18 protein-coding genes are annotated in these 20,950 nt (G+C 28.4%); 3 read left to right on the top strand and 15 right to left on the bottom strand.

What is annotated here, in order from left to right; genetic code table 11:
* The first annotated feature begins 582 nt into the window (after positions 1 to 582).
* On the top strand, positions 583 to 1,443 hold the full coding sequence (locus AYC61_RS08080; protein ID WP_066499507.1) for a YiiX/YebB-like N1pC/P60 family cysteine hydrolase: 861 nt from the start codon (positions 583 to 585) through the stop codon (positions 1,441 to 1,443).
* A gap of 607 nt (positions 1,444 to 2,050) precedes the next feature.
* On the opposite strand, the gene AYC61_RS08075 is transcribed toward AYC61_RS08080, so the two are convergent.
* The 6 genes from AYC61_RS08075 to AYC61_RS08050 all read right to left on the bottom strand — a co-directional run bounded on the left by AYC61_RS08075 (position 2,051) and on the right by AYC61_RS08050 (position 9,186).
* Entirely contained in the window at positions 2,051 to 2,869 is an 819-nt protein-coding gene (locus AYC61_RS08075) for an undecaprenyl-diphosphate phosphatase (protein ID WP_066499505.1), read from the bottom strand.
* A gap of 1,002 nt (positions 2,870 to 3,871) precedes the next feature.
* On the bottom strand, positions 3,872 to 4,408 hold the full coding sequence (gene hpt, locus AYC61_RS08070; protein ID WP_066499503.1) for a hypoxanthine phosphoribosyltransferase: 537 nt from the start codon (positions 4,406 to 4,408) through the stop codon (positions 3,872 to 3,874).
* A gap of 1,017 nt (positions 4,409 to 5,425) precedes the next feature.
* Positions 5,426 to 5,890, bottom strand: a complete 465-nt coding sequence (locus AYC61_RS08065; protein WP_066499497.1) for a methylated-DNA--[protein]-cysteine S-methyltransferase — start codon at positions 5,888 to 5,890, stop codon at positions 5,426 to 5,428.
* A complete protein-coding gene (locus AYC61_RS08060) occupies positions 5,883 to 6,791 on the bottom strand; it encodes a DNA-3-methyladenine glycosylase 2 (RefSeq protein WP_066499496.1) in 909 nt (302 codons plus the stop codon). The genes AYC61_RS08065 and AYC61_RS08060 overlap by 8 nt, the downstream gene beginning before the upstream one ends.
* Positions 6,792 to 7,275: 484 nt before the next feature.
* The gene (locus AYC61_RS08055) at positions 7,276 to 8,538 is read right to left on the bottom strand and encodes a cation:proton antiporter (protein WP_066499494.1); all 1,263 of its coding nucleotides are present in this window, start codon (positions 8,536 to 8,538) and stop codon (positions 7,276 to 7,278) included.
* A 21-nt stretch (positions 8,539 to 8,559) separates the two neighbouring features.
* Complete coding sequence (locus tag AYC61_RS08050; protein WP_066499492.1) at positions 8,560 to 9,186, bottom strand: TetR/AcrR family transcriptional regulator; 627 nt, start codon at positions 9,184 to 9,186, stop codon at positions 8,560 to 8,562.
* An 86-nt stretch (positions 9,187 to 9,272) separates the two neighbouring features.
* Between AYC61_RS08050 and AYC61_RS21165 the strand changes: the two genes are divergently transcribed.
* Together AYC61_RS21165 and AYC61_RS08045 are read left to right on the top strand one after the other, a co-directional pair.
* Positions 9,273 to 9,428: a hypothetical protein gene (locus AYC61_RS21165; protein WP_162265456.1), complete on the top strand. Its 156-nt coding sequence runs from the start codon at positions 9,273 to 9,275 to the stop codon at positions 9,426 to 9,428.
* A complete protein-coding gene (locus tag AYC61_RS08045; protein WP_082759858.1) occupies positions 9,425 to 9,844 on the top strand; it encodes an MATE family efflux transporter in 420 nt (139 codons plus the stop codon). Before AYC61_RS21165 ends, AYC61_RS08045 begins: the two co-directional genes overlap by 4 nt.
* Before the next feature lie 465 nt (positions 9,845 to 10,309).
* Here AYC61_RS08045 and AYC61_RS08040 read toward each other — a convergent pair whose 3' ends face one another.
* The 9 genes from AYC61_RS08040 to AYC61_RS08005 all read right to left on the bottom strand — a co-directional run bounded on the left by AYC61_RS08040 (position 10,310) and on the right by AYC61_RS08005 (position 20,245).
* Positions 10,310 to 12,889, bottom strand: a complete 2,580-nt coding sequence (locus AYC61_RS08040; RefSeq protein WP_066499475.1) for a PEP/pyruvate-binding domain-containing protein — start codon at positions 12,887 to 12,889, stop codon at positions 10,310 to 10,312.
* A gap of 37 nt (positions 12,890 to 12,926) precedes the next feature.
* The gene (locus AYC61_RS08035; RefSeq protein ID WP_066499465.1) at positions 12,927 to 13,544 is read right to left on the bottom strand and encodes a TetR/AcrR family transcriptional regulator; all 618 of its coding nucleotides are present in this window, start codon (positions 13,542 to 13,544) and stop codon (positions 12,927 to 12,929) included.
* A gap of 98 nt (positions 13,545 to 13,642) precedes the next feature.
* Positions 13,643 to 15,070, bottom strand: a complete 1,428-nt coding sequence (locus tag AYC61_RS08030) for a spore germination protein (protein WP_066499457.1) — start codon at positions 15,068 to 15,070, stop codon at positions 13,643 to 13,645.
* A gap of 552 nt (positions 15,071 to 15,622) precedes the next feature.
* Positions 15,623 to 15,793, bottom strand: coding sequence for a hypothetical protein (locus tag AYC61_RS21160; RefSeq protein ID WP_156456394.1), 171 nt, complete (start codon positions 15,791 to 15,793; stop codon positions 15,623 to 15,625).
* Between the two features lie 745 nt (positions 15,794 to 16,538).
* Positions 16,539 to 17,306 carry a hypothetical protein gene (locus AYC61_RS08025; RefSeq protein ID WP_066499454.1) on the bottom strand — a complete coding sequence of 256 codons (768 nt, stop codon included), beginning with the start codon at positions 17,304 to 17,306 and terminating at the stop codon, positions 16,539 to 16,541.
* Between the two features lie 94 nt (positions 17,307 to 17,400).
* The gene (locus tag AYC61_RS08020) at positions 17,401 to 18,441 is read right to left on the bottom strand and encodes a pyruvate kinase (protein ID WP_066499451.1); all 1,041 of its coding nucleotides are present in this window, start codon (positions 18,439 to 18,441) and stop codon (positions 17,401 to 17,403) included.
* Positions 18,442 to 18,500: 59 nt separating this feature from the next.
* Positions 18,501 to 19,127: a dTMP kinase gene (locus AYC61_RS08015; RefSeq protein WP_066499449.1), complete on the bottom strand. Its 627-nt coding sequence runs from the start codon at positions 19,125 to 19,127 to the stop codon at positions 18,501 to 18,503.
* A gap of 25 nt (positions 19,128 to 19,152) precedes the next feature.
* Entirely contained in the window at positions 19,153 to 19,818 is a 666-nt protein-coding gene (locus tag AYC61_RS08010) for a deoxynucleoside kinase (protein WP_066499435.1), read from the bottom strand.
* A complete protein-coding gene (locus AYC61_RS08005; protein ID WP_066499432.1) occupies positions 19,805 to 20,245 on the bottom strand; it encodes a nucleoside 2-deoxyribosyltransferase in 441 nt (146 codons plus the stop codon). The genes AYC61_RS08010 and AYC61_RS08005 overlap by 14 nt, the downstream gene beginning before the upstream one ends.
* Between the last annotated feature and the right edge of the window lie 705 nt (positions 20,246 to 20,950).

The following is a 20,950-nucleotide window of genomic DNA, read 5'->3' as shown; positions in this document are numbered from 1 at the left end:
CTACAGTTCTTTAATTGTCAACCAAAAAAGAAAGAAAAAAACATACTCTTTCGGATACACTTTTCTTACACTTCATTATAAATAAAAATTTTGCTCAGCTAAATCAAACTAATAATTTTCATAACAAATTCCTACAAACAACCATACATGTTTTCTACATATATTTTCAAATATTCTTCATATCGTAGCTAAAACTTTCTTCCACCTCTTATGATAATAACAACCTTTTGCACTTATACAAACATGGGAAACATTCAGGCTGCTTACCCCAAATACGTATACACCTGATTGTAGCATAAATAAATTGGACTGCTTTCCATATAGCTACCTAAAGTCAAGTATTTCATGGGAAATTTTTCCAAATAGTATGATTATAAGAAAAAACTTAAAAGTATAAAGTAAGTCCATAAATTTCTCTTGATAACCAAAGGTAAAAATGGTAAAATTTGAGTATGTATTTGTAAATTAATATGCTATTCTGCATAATTAAGTAAAATCAGTAATTTAATCCGGAAATTTCGGTTTGAATTTATATGTTCAGTTTGCTGAACAACAACTAAATCTTAGAAGAGAGGTGCTCTTATGAAAAAAAGGAATTTTAGAAATCTTTTATCATTACTTCTTGCATTTACTATGATTTTTGGCACAAGTACAATGACACTCGCAAGCAATACAAACAACAAATCGTCTAACACAGCAAGTAAATCTGTATATTCAGAATTACAAACATCCTACAATGATATTATTAATTACTCAACTTCTAATAATATTCCGTTAAATATGTCCTTAGAAGAATTTATTGACGGATATGATACTACGCAATATAGCAGCGTAAAGGATTATACTGATGCTTATTACAATCTACTGCAGCCTAATAATAATAACATCAGAAGCAGTTCTTCTATTGGCGATAGTTTATGGCAATATAATACTGGAACTTCTTTGCCTCAAAAGGCGAACTATGACAAATATGATTTATTAAATGTTTGCCAAAAGGGCGACATCATTTATGAATCTAAGGGCGGTTTTGGTATAACTGGTCATACTGCCATTGTTGAGGGTATTTTCTATGATAGTACACAAAACCAATACTACATTAGAATTATAGAAGCAATTACTGATGGTGTAGTAAGAAGTGTACTAGATGATGATAGGGTTGATGTAAAAGATGTTACTATTTACAGAGTAAAAGATGCAAGTTCCTTAGACAAAACTAATGCGCTTTCATTCTGTAAAGAACAACTCGGCAAATCTTATTGTTTGGATTTTCAAAAAGACACAAGTGAATATGAAGAAGATTGGTATTGTTCAGAGTTGGTATGGGCAGCATATAAAAATCAAGATATTGATATTGAAACATCTGGATGGCTTAATGAACCAGGCATAACTCCTAGAGATATCACAAGAAGCTCTGAGGTAGAAAATATCAGTTTCGCTAAATAACCCATAAAAAAATAGCTTTCTTATTAAGCTAAAAACATGTTAGGTGCAATTTTAAAAAGCATTAACAATCTAAAGATGATTTCTATATGATCAGGGATCATCTTTTTAAGTTTCATGATATCAATAATGATATGAATAATCATTTTGTTAAAAAGTTTATGTTTGTTGAATTATCAACTTCTTATCACAAATATGAAATTAATGATTGTAACTATTTTTCGAAAATTTTTATATTTTACAAATTACTAGAGAGCCGTTTTTCAGCGTCATATAGACATTGTCTATTTTATAGAATTTTGCTTTACTTAGGCTCTTTCTTATATTACTTTTTCTTAAAAACTGCTGCTAAGACTAACATTGCTATTGTAGTTATCAAGTAAATTAAATATATGCTACCTTGTTACCTCCTATAAAAGACATTTCGGCGTGCTGTAAAGCATACACTACAAAAATTTTTATGATTATAACTAAGATATATCCTATAATCATAAAAATTTTTGACTTGTTATATATTCTTTCTCCTATTTTTCTGACTTGTAGTTTTTCATGTATAGCACCATTTTTATTCTTACAGTATATATACTTACTTTCCTAAATCAATATTGTATTATACTAATACAAAATACATAATTACTATTAATCCCAACACAATGCGATACCACCCAAAAACTTTAAAATCATTTTTCTTTATGTAACTTATTAAGAACTTAATAGCCAATACTGATACAACAAATGCAACTATCATTCCCGTAAGTAAAATTACTGCTTCACTGATTGAAAAAACTAACCCAAATTTCAAAATTTTTAATAGGCTTGCTCCAAACATAACTGGAATAGCTAAAAAAAAGGTGAATTCAGCTGCAACAGTTCTTGATGTTCCTATTAGTATTGCACCAAGTATTGTTGCCCCTGAACGAGATGTACCAGGTATAAGCGCTAACAATTGAAATATACCAATGAATAAAGCTGTTTTATAACTAATCTCTTGTAAACTATCAATTTTAGCTGTTTTGTTTTTATTAAAATTTTCAATCAAAATGAATAAAATACCATACACAATCAGTGTTACTGAAACAGTTTGATAGTTATAGAATAGTTCATCAATTTTGTCATCAAATAGCAAACCAATTATTGCCGCTGGGATACATGCTACAATGATTTTAAGCCACAATGTCATGATATCTTCTTTTATATGCTTTTGCTTAATTGAAAAAGGAAAAAGCTTTTCAAAATACAAAACAACTACCGCCATAATTGCTCCCAGCTGAATAACTACAAAAAACATTTCCTTAAATGCATCACTAACATTCAACTTCATAAATTCATCTACAAGAATCATATGTCCTGTACTACTGATTGGCAACCATTCCGTAATTCCCTCAACGATTCCTAAAATAATCGCTTTTAAAATCTCTATAAATTCCATATAATAATTCCTCCTGTTAAATACTGATTCTTAAAACAACTCATAGTTCAATTTAAATAATAAACCCAGACTATTCATAGAAAATTATGAGCAGTGAACTAAAATCTATGATTTTATGTGAATCGCTTACTCCTATGAAGAAACGGAATAGGAGATTCATTAATAAGTATCCTTCTGATTATAACAAGGCGTAAGATGTCCCTCACCTCTATAGGTAGCGGGTATCGATTATATTTAACAGGCGGTTTGCAATCTTGCACCTTGTTGAAACGGTGTGTTGCAATTACTACGTAATTGCTTTCGTTGTCATAAGATACTATTAAATTCTTGACATGCCAACTCGGTATGCCTCCGAATTCACTGAAATCTTCTAATTTAGAAGCTTACACCATATTATTTAAAGTCAATTAAATAATCATGGATAATGTAATTAATACTAACATATAAAATCATTTAAGTAAACACTGCAATTTCCATTATTCACTAAACTCTTGGTTTGTCTGTTTACTTATACTCATATTTTAACAATGAATTCTTACTATAAACTTTCATAAACCTTAATATTTGCTTACTTTAAATTTCTACATATAAAGTCTACATAACTTGGTTTTTACAGAAAAATGTTAACTACAAACAATAAACCTAAACTAAAGATAATTTAGGCTTTGATATTATAAATACATATTAGATTATAATTGATAAAAATAACGTTTTGTTTATATCAAATCCTCATCTCACTTTTGTTATACAATTTTAGCTCAAAGAAGCTATCTGCAAAATTACTTCTCTGGTATTTTATTATATATTATTGAAATATACTCTGTTGTTTGTACAAAGTTTTAAGCATACAAAAACACCTCCATAATATATAATTCTACATGATTTACATGAAAAATCTTTTGAATTTGCATATCATAGGAAGTGTTTTTCTGTTTTCTCAAAACCGTCACTGTATTAGTTTTACGTTTGTTTTATAATAACTTTAATATTTTATATTATTTCTTATTGATAAGTTTCCTCTTTTAAGATACCTACAAAAGGTAAATTTCTATACTTCTCAGCAAAATCAATACCATATCCTACTACAAATTCATCTGGTATATCAAAGCCCTTATATTTAACATCGATATGTGCTTTTCTTCTTCCTGGTTTATCTAATAGAGTACATATCTTGATTTGCTCTGCACCTCTCGATTTTAAATTGTCAGTTAAATAACTTAACGTCAAGCCCGTATCAATAATATCCTCGACTATTAATACGTTCTTGCCTTCAATACCTTTATCTAAATCTTTTAGAATTTTTACAACACCTGAACTTTCTGTAGAAGATCCATAACTTGACATTGCCATGAAATCTAACTCTATTGGAATAGTCATTTTTCTAATTAAATCAGCAACAAAAACATTGGCTCCTTTTAATACACCTATAACAACTAATTCCTTACCAGCAAAATCCTTAGAAATCTGAGCGCCAAGTTCTGTTACTTTAGCTGCTATATCTTCTTCGGAAAAAAGTACTTCTTTAACATCATTTAACATATTTTTCCCTCTCTTTCTGAATTATGTCAAACAGATTATACCATCAATCCTTGAAGGGACGGTTCAGCTGTTTGAAATTTGATATGTAAATCCTAGCCGTAAATTCTATTACACTTGCAATTTTTCTGATATTCATTATTGCTTTTAATTTTCTTTCCATTTATACTTTGTAATTCAACATTAAAAATTGTATTTATATTGTATATTTAGCTATTAAAATCATCTTGTTCTCAACTATCCTTTATAATCATAACTTATGCAAATGCCTATCCTGTCCCCTTATTTATTTACATACGGTTTATCAGTCAATATTTTCACTTTCTTATAAAGGTCTATTTTACAACTTCATTCTACAAAGCATTTCTATTTTTTAGATATTATTGAATCTTGAAATACTATTTGTTTTACTTAAATAGCTTTCTCTATATTAACAAATATATCATATTATGCTTAATTATTCAATATATTTGTAAAGTATTGTTTTTATTTAGCGAATATTTACAATTAAATCATTTTCTGCATTTTATTCTTTTTCATTTGTCTAAACATCATCATTAGCAACTTTTACGGTAAATTTTATTAAAACTTTTATTAATTGGATTATTTCTTAAATATCTTTCTAGTACTATTAAAAACATAATATTAATAGTAGTTATTTTAGAGAAAAGCTTTGCTATTCTCTTTAGATTTATAGTTAAAGTCATTAATTTCATTTGTGTTAACACGCTTTTTAGACCAAATCCTCTGGCTTTGGTCATTCGGTGAAATCTTTTTATTATCTCTTTTATCTATACATTGATTGATTTTTTTCATTATTTCATCGACAAAAATAAAGCCAACCACTTGTGTAATTTGCTTAATAAATGATTTTATGGTATTTTAATTATATTATTAAATATAGACTCTGTTTGTACACAGTATTAAGCATATAAACACCCCCATAATATATCAATATCCTTTTTTGATTATTGATTGATATATTATGGGCAGTGTTTTTCAACAGGATTATATCATCTTCTATTTGTTTTTTATTTCATGTTCAATTAACCATTTCTTCCTCTCAATTCCACCTGCATACCCTGTAAGTTTTCCTTTTGCACCTATAACTCTATGACAAGGTATTATTATCCATATTTTATTTTTACCATTGGCATTTCCTACTGCTCTTGATGCTTTAGGATTACCTAAAGCTATTGCCATATCTTTATATGTTATCGTTGTTCCATATGGAATTTTCAATAATTCATACCATGTTTCATTTTGAAATTTAGTACCATCAACTTTAAGAGGTAAATTAAATATTTTTCTTTTCCCATTAAAATATTCGTCTAGCTGATTAATCACTTCCTTTACTATTTTATTTTCTTTTGTTTCATAATTTGGGCTATCAACAAATATAACAGATATTACTTCATTTTCTGTGCATATTATTTCAATTAAGCCAATTACCGAACGATAATACCCATAGAATTTTTCAATCATAAAGATACCTCCAAATGTAAAATGTAGCGTAAGCTTCCCATCCTTGCCAATTTTCTGACATAATACGTATTTCATCTAATGTTGGTTTTTCAGATGTATTTAAAATAATCTTCAAAGCATTGTGAATACCTGCATCTGCTATTGGAAAAGCACAATTAATATTAAGACACTTAAGAATTGTATAATCAGCTGTCCAATTACCTATTCCTCTTATTGAAGTTAAAACATTGTGTATTTTTTTATAGTCATTTTGGAGTAACAGTTTTTGCTTGTTTATAGTTCCATCATCAAACAATTTGGCAACTCCAATTAAATATTCAGACTTTCTTTTTGTAAATTGCAATTTTCTTAGATCTTCGACTTTTATTTGAGATATTATGTCTGGTGTAGGAAATATAAAATAGTTAATACCTTCAAAGGTAAGCTTTTCGCCATATTTTTCAACAAGTCTTTTCTTTAATGTGTAAGCAAATTTCAAGTTTATTTGCTGCCCTATAATAGCCCAACATAATCCTTCAAATAAGTCATTAATTTTTATTATTCGTAAACCTCTATATCTGTTAATAAGTATTTTTAAAATTTTATCTTCTTTAACTTTATCATAGAATTGTTGAATATCAGTATCTAAATCAAACATACTCCAAACATATCTCGCTATTTTTTCTTTTATTAACATAGTTGGAATAGTATTTAGAAATGAAATTTTAATTGCGTTATTTTCAGCTATAACTTTAAATAGTATTAATATATTATCAACTTTAATTAATTTATAAAGTTCATTATCTTTGACTCTATGCATACATTCGATATCTGATCTATCAAGATATACCATACAATGGTCAAAATTGAATTCAGATTCATATTCTATTTTTATATATTCATTGCAATCTATAAATTTCATAAATTTCGCACCTATTCTTTCTCCTAAATTATTCTATATTTCAATATCTGAATTATGATAATTACATAGTTATTTTATTATATCAGTTTATTTAATAAATTTGCAAAAAAACAACAAGTCTTTTATATAAACTCAAGTAAATTAGGCTTAATTTTCTACACAACACGTCCCCACCTATTTAAAAAGAGATATTAAATTATAATAATTTAATAATTATGAATTATTTTGTAACATCACTTATTATAGAATGCCTATTAAGGAATAATAATAACAACAGTTTGTGAGTTTGTGGATAGAGTAAAAATTTCAAGATGACAAAAATCGGTCTTTGCTTCATCTATAGCAAGGGGACGGCAAACTACTTAACGTAATCTGACGTCCCCTTGCTTTGCAAATAATCTGATACAATAGCACCTAAATGCCTAGTACCCCTTTGTATTTGCATTAATTTTCATATTATACAACGATTATTTATCATTCCTAATTATGAAGCTTTTATAATACTCTTAGTATTCAGTTCAATATTCTTTCCATTATCTAATTCCCCAGCACGTTTGAATCCTTGTTTTGCTAATATCACTGCTATCACTTCATTGATAACAGCAGCTGCCGCAATCGTTCCTTGTACAATTTCAGCATACTCTGGTGCAGGTTGTATAAGCATATTAACTGCAATCCCAGTGAAAATTAAAGAAACACCTGAGTGTGGTAGTAACGTAAACCCTAAATATTTTTTAACAGTTACAGGTGCTCTAGAAATCACAGCTCCAATATAAGCTCCCCCTAATTTACCAATTGCACGAGATATTATATAGATTACTGTAAATAGTCCTGCCCCTAGAATTAAATGAAAATCTAATGGTGCACCTAAGTTAATAATAAGAATAATCATCGATAATATTACCACTGTATTTATATGTTCCCTTATTTTATCTAATCTTTTTCTTGGTATCATATTTGCAAAAGTAGCTGAAAAAACTACACCTATTAACATTAAATTCATCATTGGTTCTGGCAAAAGATACTCATTAATGTACATACCGATTCCAGTTGTTATCATCACACATGCTAATACTAATAAAATAGTACTTTTTTTATCAACTTCTTTTCTAAGTACAAATGAAGCTAAGAATCCCATTACGATACCTACTATAATCGATAAAACAATCATAAGTGGTGCATAATAAAGCGGAAGACCGCCACCAGCTAAAATATTTGATATGGTTCCTATTATCATAAAGAAAACAATTAATGCAATTACATCATCTAAGATAGCTAACGGCATAAGCGTGCTCGTCACTGGTCCTTTTGTCTTATACTCATTAATAATCGATAACGAAGGTGCTGGTGCTGTTGCTAATGCAATTGCACCAAAAATAAACGCTAAATAAATCGGAATATCCATAACCGCAAATATACATCCAAAAGCCAATGTTACAATCAAAAAAGCACCAAATGCTTCAGTAAAGCATATAGTTAAAATTTGCTTCCCTGATTTTTTTAAATCTTTCCAGATTAATTCAGTACCAATAAACAGTCCTGCTACTATTTCACAAATACTACTGATAATATGAAACCATGTACTATCCATTATACTGTTACTTAACCATCCAAATGCATATGGCCCTATTAACATTCCTGTCAAAAGCCATCCTAAAATTGCTGGCATCTTAACTTTTGCAACTAATTTACCTACCATTATTGCAATGGCAATAAAAACAAACAATAATAATATTTCTTTTGTCATTTCTCTCTTTCCTCCAAAAATTTATTCAACAATCCCATAAAAAATCATGTTGAGCAAATCTACATATTCTTTTGTATATTTCTCGACCATACTAAATTTTTCTACAGCATGTTGTAAATTATCATATTGAATTTTCTTGTGTAAATAATTTCCTAACCCTATGATTACTTCTATAACATCTTCTTTAATAATATTAGGTTTCATATTTAGATCACTTATAATTTCACGCCAAAAATATTTATTTATTTCATTCATTGGTTTTCTTAATGTATTAATCTCGTATATCAAATGTTTTGGTGGATTAAATGTAGCTGTATAAAATATCTGCTTATAATAAGGGAATTTCTTAAAAAATTCAAATCTTTTTTTAACATAAGCCCTTAAATTTTCTTCCATATTTGAATGACTAAATTGAAAGTTTTCTTTTAAATAGCCACTTAAATCAATAAAAAGCTTTTCTACACAAAGAAGAAAAATTTCATCCTTATTTTTGTAATAGTGAAATAATAAACCCTTTGAAATGTTATGATTCTTACAAATATTATTGATAGATGCTGACGAATAATCTTTTTCTCCAAACTCCTTTAAACTTGCTGTTAAAATTCTTTCTCTACTTATTTTATTTTGTTGATCTCTATTTAATTTCATCACCTTCTTCTACTATATTCATAAACCAAACCAAGTGGTCTGTATTATAGTATAGCCTATTATTTGATTAAATTCAATCCTTATAAATGATGGGTGAAGAAAAAATCCCTAAAATATTAATAAAACTTGCTTTGCCTGGTATTGTAGCCATGCTTGTTAATGCTATTTATAATATTGTGGATACAATGTTTGTTGGTATGCTAGGTAATACGAGCGCCATTGGTGCTGTTTCTATAGAATAAAAGTATCTCTTAAATGGACTACCGTTTTTGCTACAATTGTTACAGTGATATTTATGATTTTTGCAGAAGGAATAATTACATTATTCAGTAAGGACCCTGAAGTAATTGATATTGGAGCAAAAACCATCAGAGCTATAAGTTTGTTATTCCCATTATTTGGTTTCCAGCAAGTCTATGCTACACTATTTCAAGCCCTTGGAAAAGGAAAAGAGGTCCTCGTGTTATCACTTTCAAGGCAGGGAATATTCCTTATACCATCTGTGATGATATTGCCTAAGCTATTTGGATTAAATGGAGTGATTTTTAGCCAAACTGTTGCAGACTTTTGTACAATAATAGTAACTGGAATACTTGCTATTAGATTAAATGGAAAATTAAAAGAAGAGGAAAATAGATATAAGCTAAACGGAAATTAGCTTAATAAAATACAATGGTCTGAGTTAGTGCTTATTGCAACAGTTTAGGCCATTGCATTAATATATTTTAACTAAAAACTAAGAAAAATTGATTTCAGTAGAATAGATTCAAGAAAATCCGACTTAAATTGGTCCAGATAAATTAAGAATGTAATTAGAATTTAGGTCAATGTTAGTTTACTATATCCATCCTAGTCAAATAACTTTTACCTCACATTATAAGTAATAAAAATGACTGACACTTCATATCTAGCTTCAGTCATTTTTTATTACTTACTAGAACAGAGACGGTTTTTAGATCCTTTGACATCTTATAACTACATCTTAGCCATAAACCCTGTTATTCTTGCAGTTTAATTCGATATTTATTCTGTTTTTGGATATTTTTTCATATTAATTTATTGTTGATTTCTTAGGCTTCTATTAAAGCACTGTATTTATTAGCTATAGATTTTCGAATATATTCTACGATTTTTCAATTATTTTAACAATTCCATTTGATCCATCAACTTCAAGCATATCACCATCTTTGACAATATCCATAATACCAAGCATTCCGCTTACACAAGGAATACCATACTCCCTGGCTATTATACCACCATGCTGAAGTGGTCCACCTACTTCCATAATAACTCCAGCTGCATTTATAAAAATCGGTGTCCATGATGGTTCTGTTGCTTTTGTTACTAATATCTCACCTGACTTTAATGGCTTCTCATATGGAGTTCTGAGCACCTTAGCTCTACCTCTTACAACACCAGGAGCTATTGCAGAACCAACTAAATCTCCTTCTTCAGCATTAATCTTTGGCTTAAATATCTTACCTCTGCTATTAATTACAAGTGGCCAATCTTTAATATGTGCAACTTTTTTATAAGGCGCAAGGTTTTTATCTCTTATAGCTTTAAGATCAATATCTTCACCATTTTGGGCTTTAGTGATTTCACCTATATGAAGATCAAATATATGCCATTTATCTTCCAGTCTATTCTCCTTAGCAAATTTCTCTCCGATTTCAAGTGCAATATCGTGAAGTTTGGCATATATCATTACAATTATATATTTTGGATGCTCTCTGTAACCAAAAGTTGCCTGATAAATCTCTGCTTGTTTCTTAAACTTTTTATCAAATCCACCTTTTTTCGCTACATTTAGCAGTTTTTCATATGCCTCTTTTCTTTTTGCTTTAACATTTGAAATTTGGCTGTCCTTAACATTGATATTTATAAGTTTCTCATATAGCAACGTAGGGTCTTCGTATACCCTTTTAGAAGCAACATCTATCTCCATAAAACCCCTTGCACCAAATCTAGCTAAATACTCTACATAATCGTTCATAAACTCTTTTGAATACGATCTTTCTTTGATTTTTGTCATAAACTCATCTACTGATTTAGTTAGCTGAAACTCATCATAAGAAGCAAGTTTAAATAACAAATGACCCATTTGACTAGTTGGATTGCCATCTAAATCCATACCTAGTGCAGTTACAAGTTTTTCTACATCCTTACCTTTAAACATTTTTTTGATAGAAGCAAATGCCGCCATTCCTGTGAGCATTAATCCTGCTACATTCATAATAGTTTCAAGGTCTTTCATTGTAAAATCAACTATTTCACTGAATTTTTTCTTTGAGTTTAATTTCTTAAGATGTGATAATATGTTATCTGCTGTAATATTATATTCTTTAACAACTTTTTTATAATCAGAAAATTTTGCTCTTATTGTCGATGGCATCATTCTAAAAGTCATTTTTAACATATTTAATTTTGTTTTTTTCATAGCTTTAGGCATTCTAACAGGTTTATATTCTTTGACTAAATCTATGTCAGCAAATATTTTTTTGACATTCTCATCATAACTTTCAATAAACTTTTTAGTTGCAAAAGAACCCCAACCTGCCATGAGATTAGAAACATTAACATATTGTCTTCCATGAATAGATGGCATACCTCCATCTATCGAAGTTGGCATAATACCACCTTTTAACTCATTTATAATTCTAGCCCATAGATCCATACCAAGAACAGACATACTCTCTGTAAACCCTTGTGTAAGTCCCATTACATCAATATAAATTTTTTTCTTCTCTAAAGGTTTTGTTATAAGTTCGTCAAATAACGGAATGTAAGTTGTAATAGGTCTTGATTGTAATAAATATAATTTATTGTTTTCAAAAGCCCATTCAGTATCCATTGGCTTTCCATAATGCTTTTCACATTTTTTAATAAGTCTTGATAGCTTTAAGATCTGTATATCAGCAAGTGCCTGATCTTTCAAATTGTGATTATCTTTTTGGATAGTACCGCCATCATCTTTAAGCCACAGTGCAGTTTGTTTATCCCCTACTATCTTTTCAATAATTTCATTTTTCAAACTATCCACAACATAAGTATCAGGTGTTACGATTCCTGATACTATACTTTCTCCAAGTCCAAAAGAAGCATTAATTATAACTTCATCATAACAATTGTTATTTGGATTAAGTGAAAAACCTACACCGCTCACATCCGAAGCAATTTGTCTTTGAACCACAACAGCTATGCATGTGTTTTCAAGATTTATGTTGTTTTGCTTTTTATATTCCATAACCCTAAAATTAAAACAAGATGAAAACGCTGAAGCTATAGCTCTTTCAAGCCTGTTTTTTGTTACACCAAGCAACGTCTCATACATGCCAGCAAAGCTAGTACCTTCCAAGTCTTCTTCTGGCGAAGATGAACGAACAGCATAAACAGTACCTGATTCAAATTGGTTTAAAGCTTTTCCAATTTCTATCTTTTGTTGTTCATTAAACATTAACTGTGCTGCTTTTGATTTTATTACTTTACACTGTTCTCTTGTCACATTTAAAAGTAATTCTGACCATTCACTTGAATCTTTAATTTCTTGAAGCCACGGATTAAAAAAATCAACAGACAAGGCAAAACCAGATGGAACTGGAAAACCTGCTCTTGTAGTTTCTATAAGTGCTTTAGCCTTTCCACCAACTTCATTCAATTTCGGATTATCTTCCGCCCTAAAATGATAGATTTTTTTAGTCATTTATTCCCCCTCCTTTTTATATTTCAGTTTTATATAACTATTTGAAGAATTGCTTTCTAAAAAATTCAAAGTATTCATCACATTTATTAACTAATAATTTCATTTCAAAATTTTCACTGCTTGTTCTCGTCATATCCAAATATTCATTTATAATTCCTTTTAAAGTAAATGTAATTACACTTATCATTTTTTCAATATCAATATCATCTTTTACCTGACTAAAATCTAAGTTGTAAGTATAAAATTTTTCTCTTATTCCAGGGAAAATTTCTTCTGTTTGACTATCAATAATAGATCTAGTAAGTTTACCATACTTAGCATAAAAATCTATCATATAAGGAAATCGCTTAATTTCCTGTAATTTAATAATTAATCCTTGACGCATACGATTTAGAATATCTGAATCTTCCCAATTTATATTCTCTTTTAAATCAATCATAATCACTTTAACAGAAAAATACAAAAGAAAATCAAATAACTCCTGCTTATCCTTGAAATAATGATACAATAATCCCCTTGATATCCCAGCTTGTGTAACCACCATATTCGTTGATGCTTTTTCTAAATCATTATTACTAAACACTTTAAATGCACTATTTACTATCCTATATACCTTCTCATTATTTATGTCTATATGTTCAAATCTCTTATTCATAATAATTTATCTCCTTACAAATGAAATTGACAACTTCTGTCTAATTCCATTTTATTCTTTTAGACAGAAGTTGTCAATCGTTTATATTTTAGCATATTTTAATTTTTTTCATTGTTTCTTTTAATTTCTATAATAGGTTTTCTTACTAATATATTACCTAATGCTTTTTTATCAAATGGAATTAAAGGCCATGTATATCTTTGACCATTAATATTTTTAGTAGTTATAAACATTATACTTATTAATATTATACCTCCAATAAATCCATATAAATTAAATACACCGGTTAACAGCAACAATAATAATCTAAACATTCTAATTGCCATTGAAAATTCTATGCTAGGTGTAGTAAATGTTCCTAAACTTACTATAACCATATATAGTATTGTTTCGGGAACTAACAAACCTACTTCAATAGCTAATTCACCAATCAATAAACCTCCAATAATACTTAATGAAGTTGATAAGGTATTAGGAGTATGAATTGATGCTAGACGCAAACCATCAAGTCCAACTTCTAATATTATAAATTGAATGAATAGAGGAATTAGTATTTCCTCTTTAGGGCCTAAAAACTCTAATGCTTCAGGTAATAATTCCTTATTATTTACTAATAAAAGCCACAAAGGACTTAATATTAGTGAGAAACACATAAATAAGAACCTTACCCATCTGAGATATGTACCAACGGATGGATTTTGATAATAATCCTCTGCATGTTGTGTAAAATGAAACATAGTTACTGGCACTATTAAAACACTTGGCGATGTATCTACAACAATTGCAATATGACCTTCAAGTAAATGAGCTGCAACTACATCTGGTCTTTCAGAAAATCTCGCTTGTGGCATTGGATTATACCACTTTTTCTTTATTAATAACTCCTCAAGTGATTTTTCTCCCATTATTAAAGCATCTACATCAATTTCACTTATTTTTTTATTAATTATATTTAACAGATTTTTATCCACTAAATCATCTATATATGATGTAACAACATCAGTTTTAGTACGCCTGCCTACTGATTTCATCTCAAAGATTAATTTTTCATCTCTAATTCTTCTTCTTATTAAAGCAGTATTAAATACTACTGTTTCCACTAATCCATCCCTCGAACCCCTTGTTACCTTTTCTAAATCAGGCTCCTCAGGTCCTCTTACAGGATATGTTCTAGCATCTATTATAATACCTTTATTTTCACCATCTATTATTAATCCAACTGCTCCAGATAATACTGAAGTTTGAAGCTCATTTAAATCCTCAAATAAACCTACTTCAATATAAGAGATATTTTTATCTATAAAATCCTTAACATCTTTTAAATTCATATTTTCTTTTTTCAATTCTTGAAGATGCGATAATAACCAAACCATGATGTCATCTTTTGCAAATCCATCAATAAAAACTAAATACGCTTTCCTATCTCCAAAAATTAAGTCACGAGCTATAATATCAAAGCTTTTTTCTATTGGAAGTATATTATTTATTGCATTTTTATTTTCTTCTAATTTTTTAGAAAGTTTCATGACTAACACCTCAATGTTGTAAAATTAATATATTTCTAATATATTTTTATCTACATTGGAGTGTTTTATGCTGAGTTTGTATATAATTGTGTTTTTGTAGGGTAAGCTATCGTAATATCGATTGTATCTTATTTTGAATAGATCTCTTACTAGAATATGCTATTTAGAATCAAAGCTTTTTAAAAAGTTTTGAATTACTTGTTTACTAATATAACAGCTTGTCTCATCACTAGTTAACTTATAACATAATAATTTCAATTCATCAAATGATATTAATTGTTTTAAAAAAGCTCTCTTAATTACACCAAGAATCCCTAAATATTTAACATTTAACTCTGAGCATGCTTTTCTAACTAATCCATCATTACTATTACAATAAAATGTATACTGTTTGACAATTGAAATAGCATCTTATCTTGTATGGATAAATTTCTAAATTTCGGTGTACTGGCCAACGTATAATAAGTATTATATCCAATTTCATCTTGTAAATCAGATATTTTAAAATCATACATTTCTAGTTCTAATATTATTTCCTTGCATATTTCTTGTTCATAAGAAAAATATATCTTCTCCTATATTAAATTTGTTCCTATCAATTTTCCCACTACTTATGGGAAATTTTTTTCTATTTCCTTTTAAAAAGTCCTTGAAAAATTGTATAGTACTTTCTTTTGTCTTAAAAACTAATTCTTTTGTTGTCGATAAATATACAAATATCATTTTTCAACCTCCCTTAATTCATCAATTCAACATTATTATATCGAACACATCCATTCTATTAAATATAACTATAATCAATCAACTATTTGGTAAATTATATTTATTTAAACCATTTCCTTTACTTTAAAATATTAAATAATACAGACTCAAGGTATTTTTTATTAACTTTAAAACTCTTTTGTCTTTTATTTTACATGTAGTAACCTTTATCCCCTGTAACCGCTGTATTTACTTTATGGAGTTCAGCAGTTTTGGACTTTTCTTTGTTTAGCAAGCTCATCCGCTACGAGTCAGCCTTTTATACAGTTTCTGTTCGTCGTTTCGGGATTTCACCTCCGACTTTCTTCAGATTCCACCTCACGATTAACACCCTTATCTTTAGCTAACAGTTCCTATTACCAATCTTTAGCGGATTTTCACCACCAAGTTGTTGCCCATGGTGGGCACAAAATAAATACCGTATCTGCAATAGCATAATACGGTATTATGAGGTATGGTTAATCTCCACTTTTGCAAACTAGTTGTGCCCACAGACCATCTACATTTCTAACTATAAATTAATTTTCTTTTGTGCCTGCACTTAGTATCAATGATGTTTTACAAGGTGTTGCATCAAAACTTAAATTTCCAGTATCATTTCCTACATTTTTTAAAACAGATCTTTCTTTACTTATCTTTCATATTGTTAAATCCCATTTTTCTTACTAAATTGCAAGAAAAATTTTTGCTCCACCTTTTGCTTGACTTAAGTGATCATATAATTGCATTCTTGTCGTACTGGACAAATGAAGCATTTAGGTTTAGCACCACATATTTCAACATACCCTTTTGCACAAAATAACCATAAGTATGAATCAATCTCAGCAGCAGAATAATTTGTTTCTCGTGTTAAAAGCTCTACTGCCTTTAATGCTTCTTGTTCTGTTGGTTCAACTTTAGAACAAATTCCTAATCGCTTTGCACTTAGTATTCTTTTAATATGAACATCAGGCTTTATCTCATTAATTCCAACGTTTCGCAAATATTCTAAAGCTAGAGCAAGTCCCATATACTTTATCTTGTACTTAGGACTTTTAGACAATTTTGTAGCTACCTCAATTGGCGGTGCACTTGTCACAAAATTATCTAAAGTTTTAAACTCATATTCTATTTCAAGTAACTTATAAATGTTTTGATGTAAATAAGACATTTGTTTATTCAGTGATATATTACCACACTTCAATTTTAGAATACCATCAATATAATAATTAGCATTATGGGTTAATATCTTTTTATAATCATAATTAAAAAGCAAAGAATCAATTTCTTTCAAATGAGGAACCACTAGATACCACGGCCTTTGATTAGTAAGTAATGAGTATATTACCCCTTTTAAATGTTCACTAAAATTAAATATTTTACCATTTTGACGTAATTCTATTTGCATTAAATGATTCATATTATCTCTTAAATTTATTTTAGTATTTTTTACCGTATTAACTATTTCACTTATTAACCACTGATAATCTTTCATTTGCCTTTAACCATCCTAATCAATTTATTAACACTAGATTGTCCAATATATAATATTTACGTTATAGCCCACCGTTTATTTTTTATCATCTCAACTATTCTTGAGTTTTTATATTCCTAATTAAATCAACACATCGATTATATATAGTATTCTGTGAAGAATCATATGTAAGAACAACTCCTGCAATTTTCTGCTTTAAATAATAATACATATCTATCAAATCAGACCTACTAGGATACATAGAATTAATATTAATAGATTGGAAAAATCCAGTAGCTATATAAACTGGCTTTTGATTATGAATTGCATCTATAAATTTGTCAATATAGTATCCAAACTCATATTCTCCTGTACTATTTAACAAGTCCCCACGTGCAATCATAATACAATCACTTTGATTTACAATTGACTGAATTTCTTTTAATGCCTTTATTGATTCAAGTTTGGCCATGATTAGTGTGTTTTCTGGTATTTTGTACCTTAACTTAAAATCAATTATATCTTGTCCACACTCAACAAAGGATAATGCGATAACTTTTGGTTTTATCATTTGAACCAATGGAATATAATCATCATATGTATTACTATCAAAATTAAAGCATGACTTAGAATACACCGCTTTTTTATATGGTATAATTCCAGGAATAGTTGCTGTTAAATACAATTGTTCATTAGATTTTTCATCTACTTTAAATCTAGCACTATTTTCGCCAACTGTAACAATTTCACCTTTCTTTGTATGATTAATAAATTGAGATCCAGAAACTTTAAATTGTAATATTTCTGGTTGACTAATCCATTCTTTTGTTATTATGATTTTTTCTCCCTTATAAATTTTAAAAAAATCACAATCGTCACCGCTTACTTTTGCTATACGCTCTTTTTGAATAGGAAGTTTAAATTCTAATCTTGGTTTTTCTTTTGGAATTGGTAAATCTAATAAAATCTGTGGGTAGTAATGATTAATTTCGTAATACACTTTTCTCAAATTAATGATTTCTTTGATATAATTCTCAACTAAAACTCGTGTACAATTTATACGTAATAACTTTGTATTAGTATCACCATAACATTTTAGGCATTCTCTATAGTGTTCTGTATTTTGATAATATGTTGTGGGAACGATATCTATCATTCTTTTATTTCTCCTTTCCCAAATAAAAGTACTGTTTATTAATTTATACTCACTATGTCTTAATTAAATTGTTCTACTATAAATTGTTGTATCTTATCAACAGAATTATTGCAATAACAATTTAACTTTTTCCATTGTACACTATCATAAATCTTTATTCTATTGTAGTAACTTGCTACCGAAGATTGAAATTTAATAAAATTTTCCTTATCAGTATTATTATTGTAACAAAAACCTTTTTCAATGCTTTCTATTTTTCCTTTTTTACTTTTCCATGCTTTTTCGGGCGTTTGTTCACATAAAAGTACTACATCAGGTTTCTTAACTGTATTCTTGAATTTTTCAACCCAATCAAATTCAATTCCTAAGGCAGCACTATACACTATTGTAGAGTAAATATATCGATCAAAAAAAATAATATAATTTCGAGACAGATAATTATCTATCTGAGGTTGTAATATAACATATTCAGCCAAAGATAAATATAAATGTACATATGCATTATAAGATAACTGATTTTGTCCTTTTATCAAATTGTCAATAATTTGTTTAATTGGTTTAAAAGATGCTTCTGATAATATTATCGTTTTAAAACCACATTTATCTAATCTCATTGACATATTTGTAATAAAACTACTTTTCCCAGAACCATCTATTCCTTCAACCGCTATCATTAATCCTGACATACTATTTCCTCTCACTTTTATATCGCTAAAAAATTTCCATGACTTTTTGATAAGAAGAGTTAATTTCTTGTTCAATTTTACCATTTGATTCTACAATGATTGTTTTATTTAAATCTAGTATACAATTATATTCAATTGCAATCATCCGTAATAATTGTTTTTGTTCCTCTGTCACATTACATTTATCTCTTTTCTTTAGACGTTCAACAATTTGATCAATTGTACAAGTTAAATATATTGTGCAATCCGGCCTTGGCATATTAGAAATATTTATATAATTATTAATTGTATTTTTTAGGTATTCTATATATGTATTGCTTTTCTTAATGCAGCAAGTTTGACGTATTCTAGCAATCTCAACAGCTAATATTGAGTATATGTAATTATCATATAAAACCACTGCACCTTGATTTAATAAAGGTTTAACATTTTTTTCAATATCCATTATTATTTCTGACATTAATAAATGAATTTCAGACAATAATGGATAGTCAAAAAAGCGTTTTTTTTCAACTAATTCACGACAAAAACGTGTAATATCACTACTCCTTTGACATATATTAAACCCACCTAATACTGCAACATTAATATTCTTTTTTATAAATTTTTCACTGAGAATCTTAGCAAAAGTTGTTTTTCCTACACCACTAATACCTTCAATTGCAATTAAACATCCGTTATGCTTTATCATAACTTTTCCTTTTTAATTTCAAAAACTCATCTAATTTTTGTAGAAATTCTTCAAATGTAAAACATACTTGTGAAGAATTACTTAGCATTAAATTCACATTAGTTATCTCTCCTGCAATTCTAATATCTTCACCTATTGCAATAATTGGTTTTTCCCTAGCAAAACCATATCCCATTTCCCATGCGGTTCCTGAATCAACATCTGTTCCATGTAATACAGCAACAATAAACTCACATTCATCAATAGCCTTAACATCATTAATATAAAAAAATTCCGTTTCATGTCCATCTGAAGGGCATAACCCTGCATCACGATGTGGCAAATATGTTGTCAATCCTCTACTATCTAGTTCATTGTCTATTTTTTCTAAAAACCATCTATCTCCTTGCGTAAACAATGGACCAGCTATATATACTTGTTTCAACAAAATCACCAACCCCCTTTTTAATTCATTTTATATATATTTTACATTATATATATTTTTTTGTCAATATTGTTATACATGACAATATAACCAATATTTATCATTAAATATATTATTTTTCGAATTACTTACAGCTTGTATATTGCTACCCGTTGAATGCAATCTTAAGCTTAGATGAATTTTAACACCTACTTATAAATCTCTGAATTTTACCCAATTCATATGGTTTGCAATAATCAAACGCTAGTTATCTATAAATTTGATTTGTGATTTTATTGTAATTATGATATATTTTTCTTGTAAACATATGTATATTATGCAAAATAAGCGAAAACAAAAATTGATACTTTTTATCATCACTTAACCCCTATTCATTCATATATAAAATAGAATTTATAATTAATATCGAAAACTAACAGATAAACTTTGATATAATCTTTCACTCAAAAAAGTAAAAAAATTCAAAAAAGCATATGAAAAAACTTCATTTTGCGTTAGCATAAAAACAGAAATATGTGATATTATACCTAAAAATATATAGCCGTTAGCTGGTTATCATAGTGCTGATTCATCAAATGAATTAAAAACTGGTCCTATTTCTAAAGCAATATTCAATAAAGATACTTTACCGTCACAACCTACGATCAAAAGCAAATACCAAATTAGGAAAAGTACAATTTAAGCAATTTGAAAGTTTTAATCTAAATT

This window comes from Abyssisolibacter fermentans, from assembly GCF_001559865.1.
Lineage (GTDB): Bacteria > Bacillota > Clostridia > Tissierellales > MCWD3 > Abyssisolibacter > Abyssisolibacter fermentans.
The sequence above is the reverse complement of the archived record's forward strand: the minus strand, read 5'-3'. Positions and strand labels throughout refer to the sequence as shown.

Excerpts from the sequence above, each read along its gene's own strand:
- AYC61_RS08080 (WP_066499507.1), top strand. The coding sequence starts at position 583 with ATGAAAAAAAGGAATTTTAGAAATCTTTTATCATTACTTCTTGCATTT.
- AYC61_RS08075 (WP_066499505.1), bottom strand. The coding sequence starts at position 2,869 with ATGGAATTTATAGAGATTTTAAAAGCGATTATTTTAGGAATCGTTGAG.
- hpt (WP_066499503.1), bottom strand. The coding sequence starts at position 4,408 with ATGTTAAATGATGTTAAAGAAGTACTTTTTTCCGAAGAAGATATAGCA.
- AYC61_RS08065 (WP_066499497.1), bottom strand. The coding sequence starts at position 5,890 with ATGATTGAAAAATTCTATGGGTATTATCGTTCGGTAATTGGCTTAATT.
- AYC61_RS08060 (WP_066499496.1), bottom strand. The coding sequence starts at position 6,791 with ATGAAATTTATAGATTGCAATGAATATATAAAAATAGAATATGAATCT.
- AYC61_RS08055 (WP_066499494.1), bottom strand. The coding sequence starts at position 8,538 with ATGACAAAAGAAATATTATTATTGTTTGTTTTTATTGCCATTGCAATA.
- AYC61_RS08050 (WP_066499492.1), bottom strand. The coding sequence starts at position 9,186 with ATGAAATTAAATAGAGATCAACAAAATAAAATAAGTAGAGAAAGAATT.
- AYC61_RS21165 (WP_162265456.1), top strand. The coding sequence starts at position 9,273 with ATGATGGGTGAAGAAAAAATCCCTAAAATATTAATAAAACTTGCTTTG.
- AYC61_RS08040 (WP_066499475.1), bottom strand. The coding sequence starts at position 12,889 with ATGACTAAAAAAATCTATCATTTTAGGGCGGAAGATAATCCGAAATTG.
- AYC61_RS08035 (WP_066499465.1), bottom strand. The coding sequence starts at position 13,544 with ATGAATAAGAGATTTGAACATATAGACATAAATAATGAGAAGGTATAT.
- AYC61_RS08030 (WP_066499457.1), bottom strand. The coding sequence starts at position 15,070 with ATGAAACTTTCTAAAAAATTAGAAGAAAATAAAAATGCAATAAATAAT.
- AYC61_RS21160 (WP_156456394.1), bottom strand. The coding sequence starts at position 15,793 with ATGATATTTGTATATTTATCGACAACAAAAGAATTAGTTTTTAAGACA.
- AYC61_RS08025 (WP_066499454.1), bottom strand. The coding sequence starts at position 17,306 with ATGAAAGATTATCAGTGGTTAATAAGTGAAATAGTTAATACGGTAAAA.
- AYC61_RS08020 (WP_066499451.1), bottom strand. The coding sequence starts at position 18,441 with ATGATAGATATCGTTCCCACAACATATTATCAAAATACAGAACACTAT.
- AYC61_RS08015 (WP_066499449.1), bottom strand. The coding sequence starts at position 19,127 with ATGTCAGGATTAATGATAGCGGTTGAAGGAATAGATGGTTCTGGGAAA.
- AYC61_RS08010 (WP_066499435.1), bottom strand. The coding sequence starts at position 19,818 with ATGATAAAGCATAACGGATGTTTAATTGCAATTGAAGGTATTAGTGGT.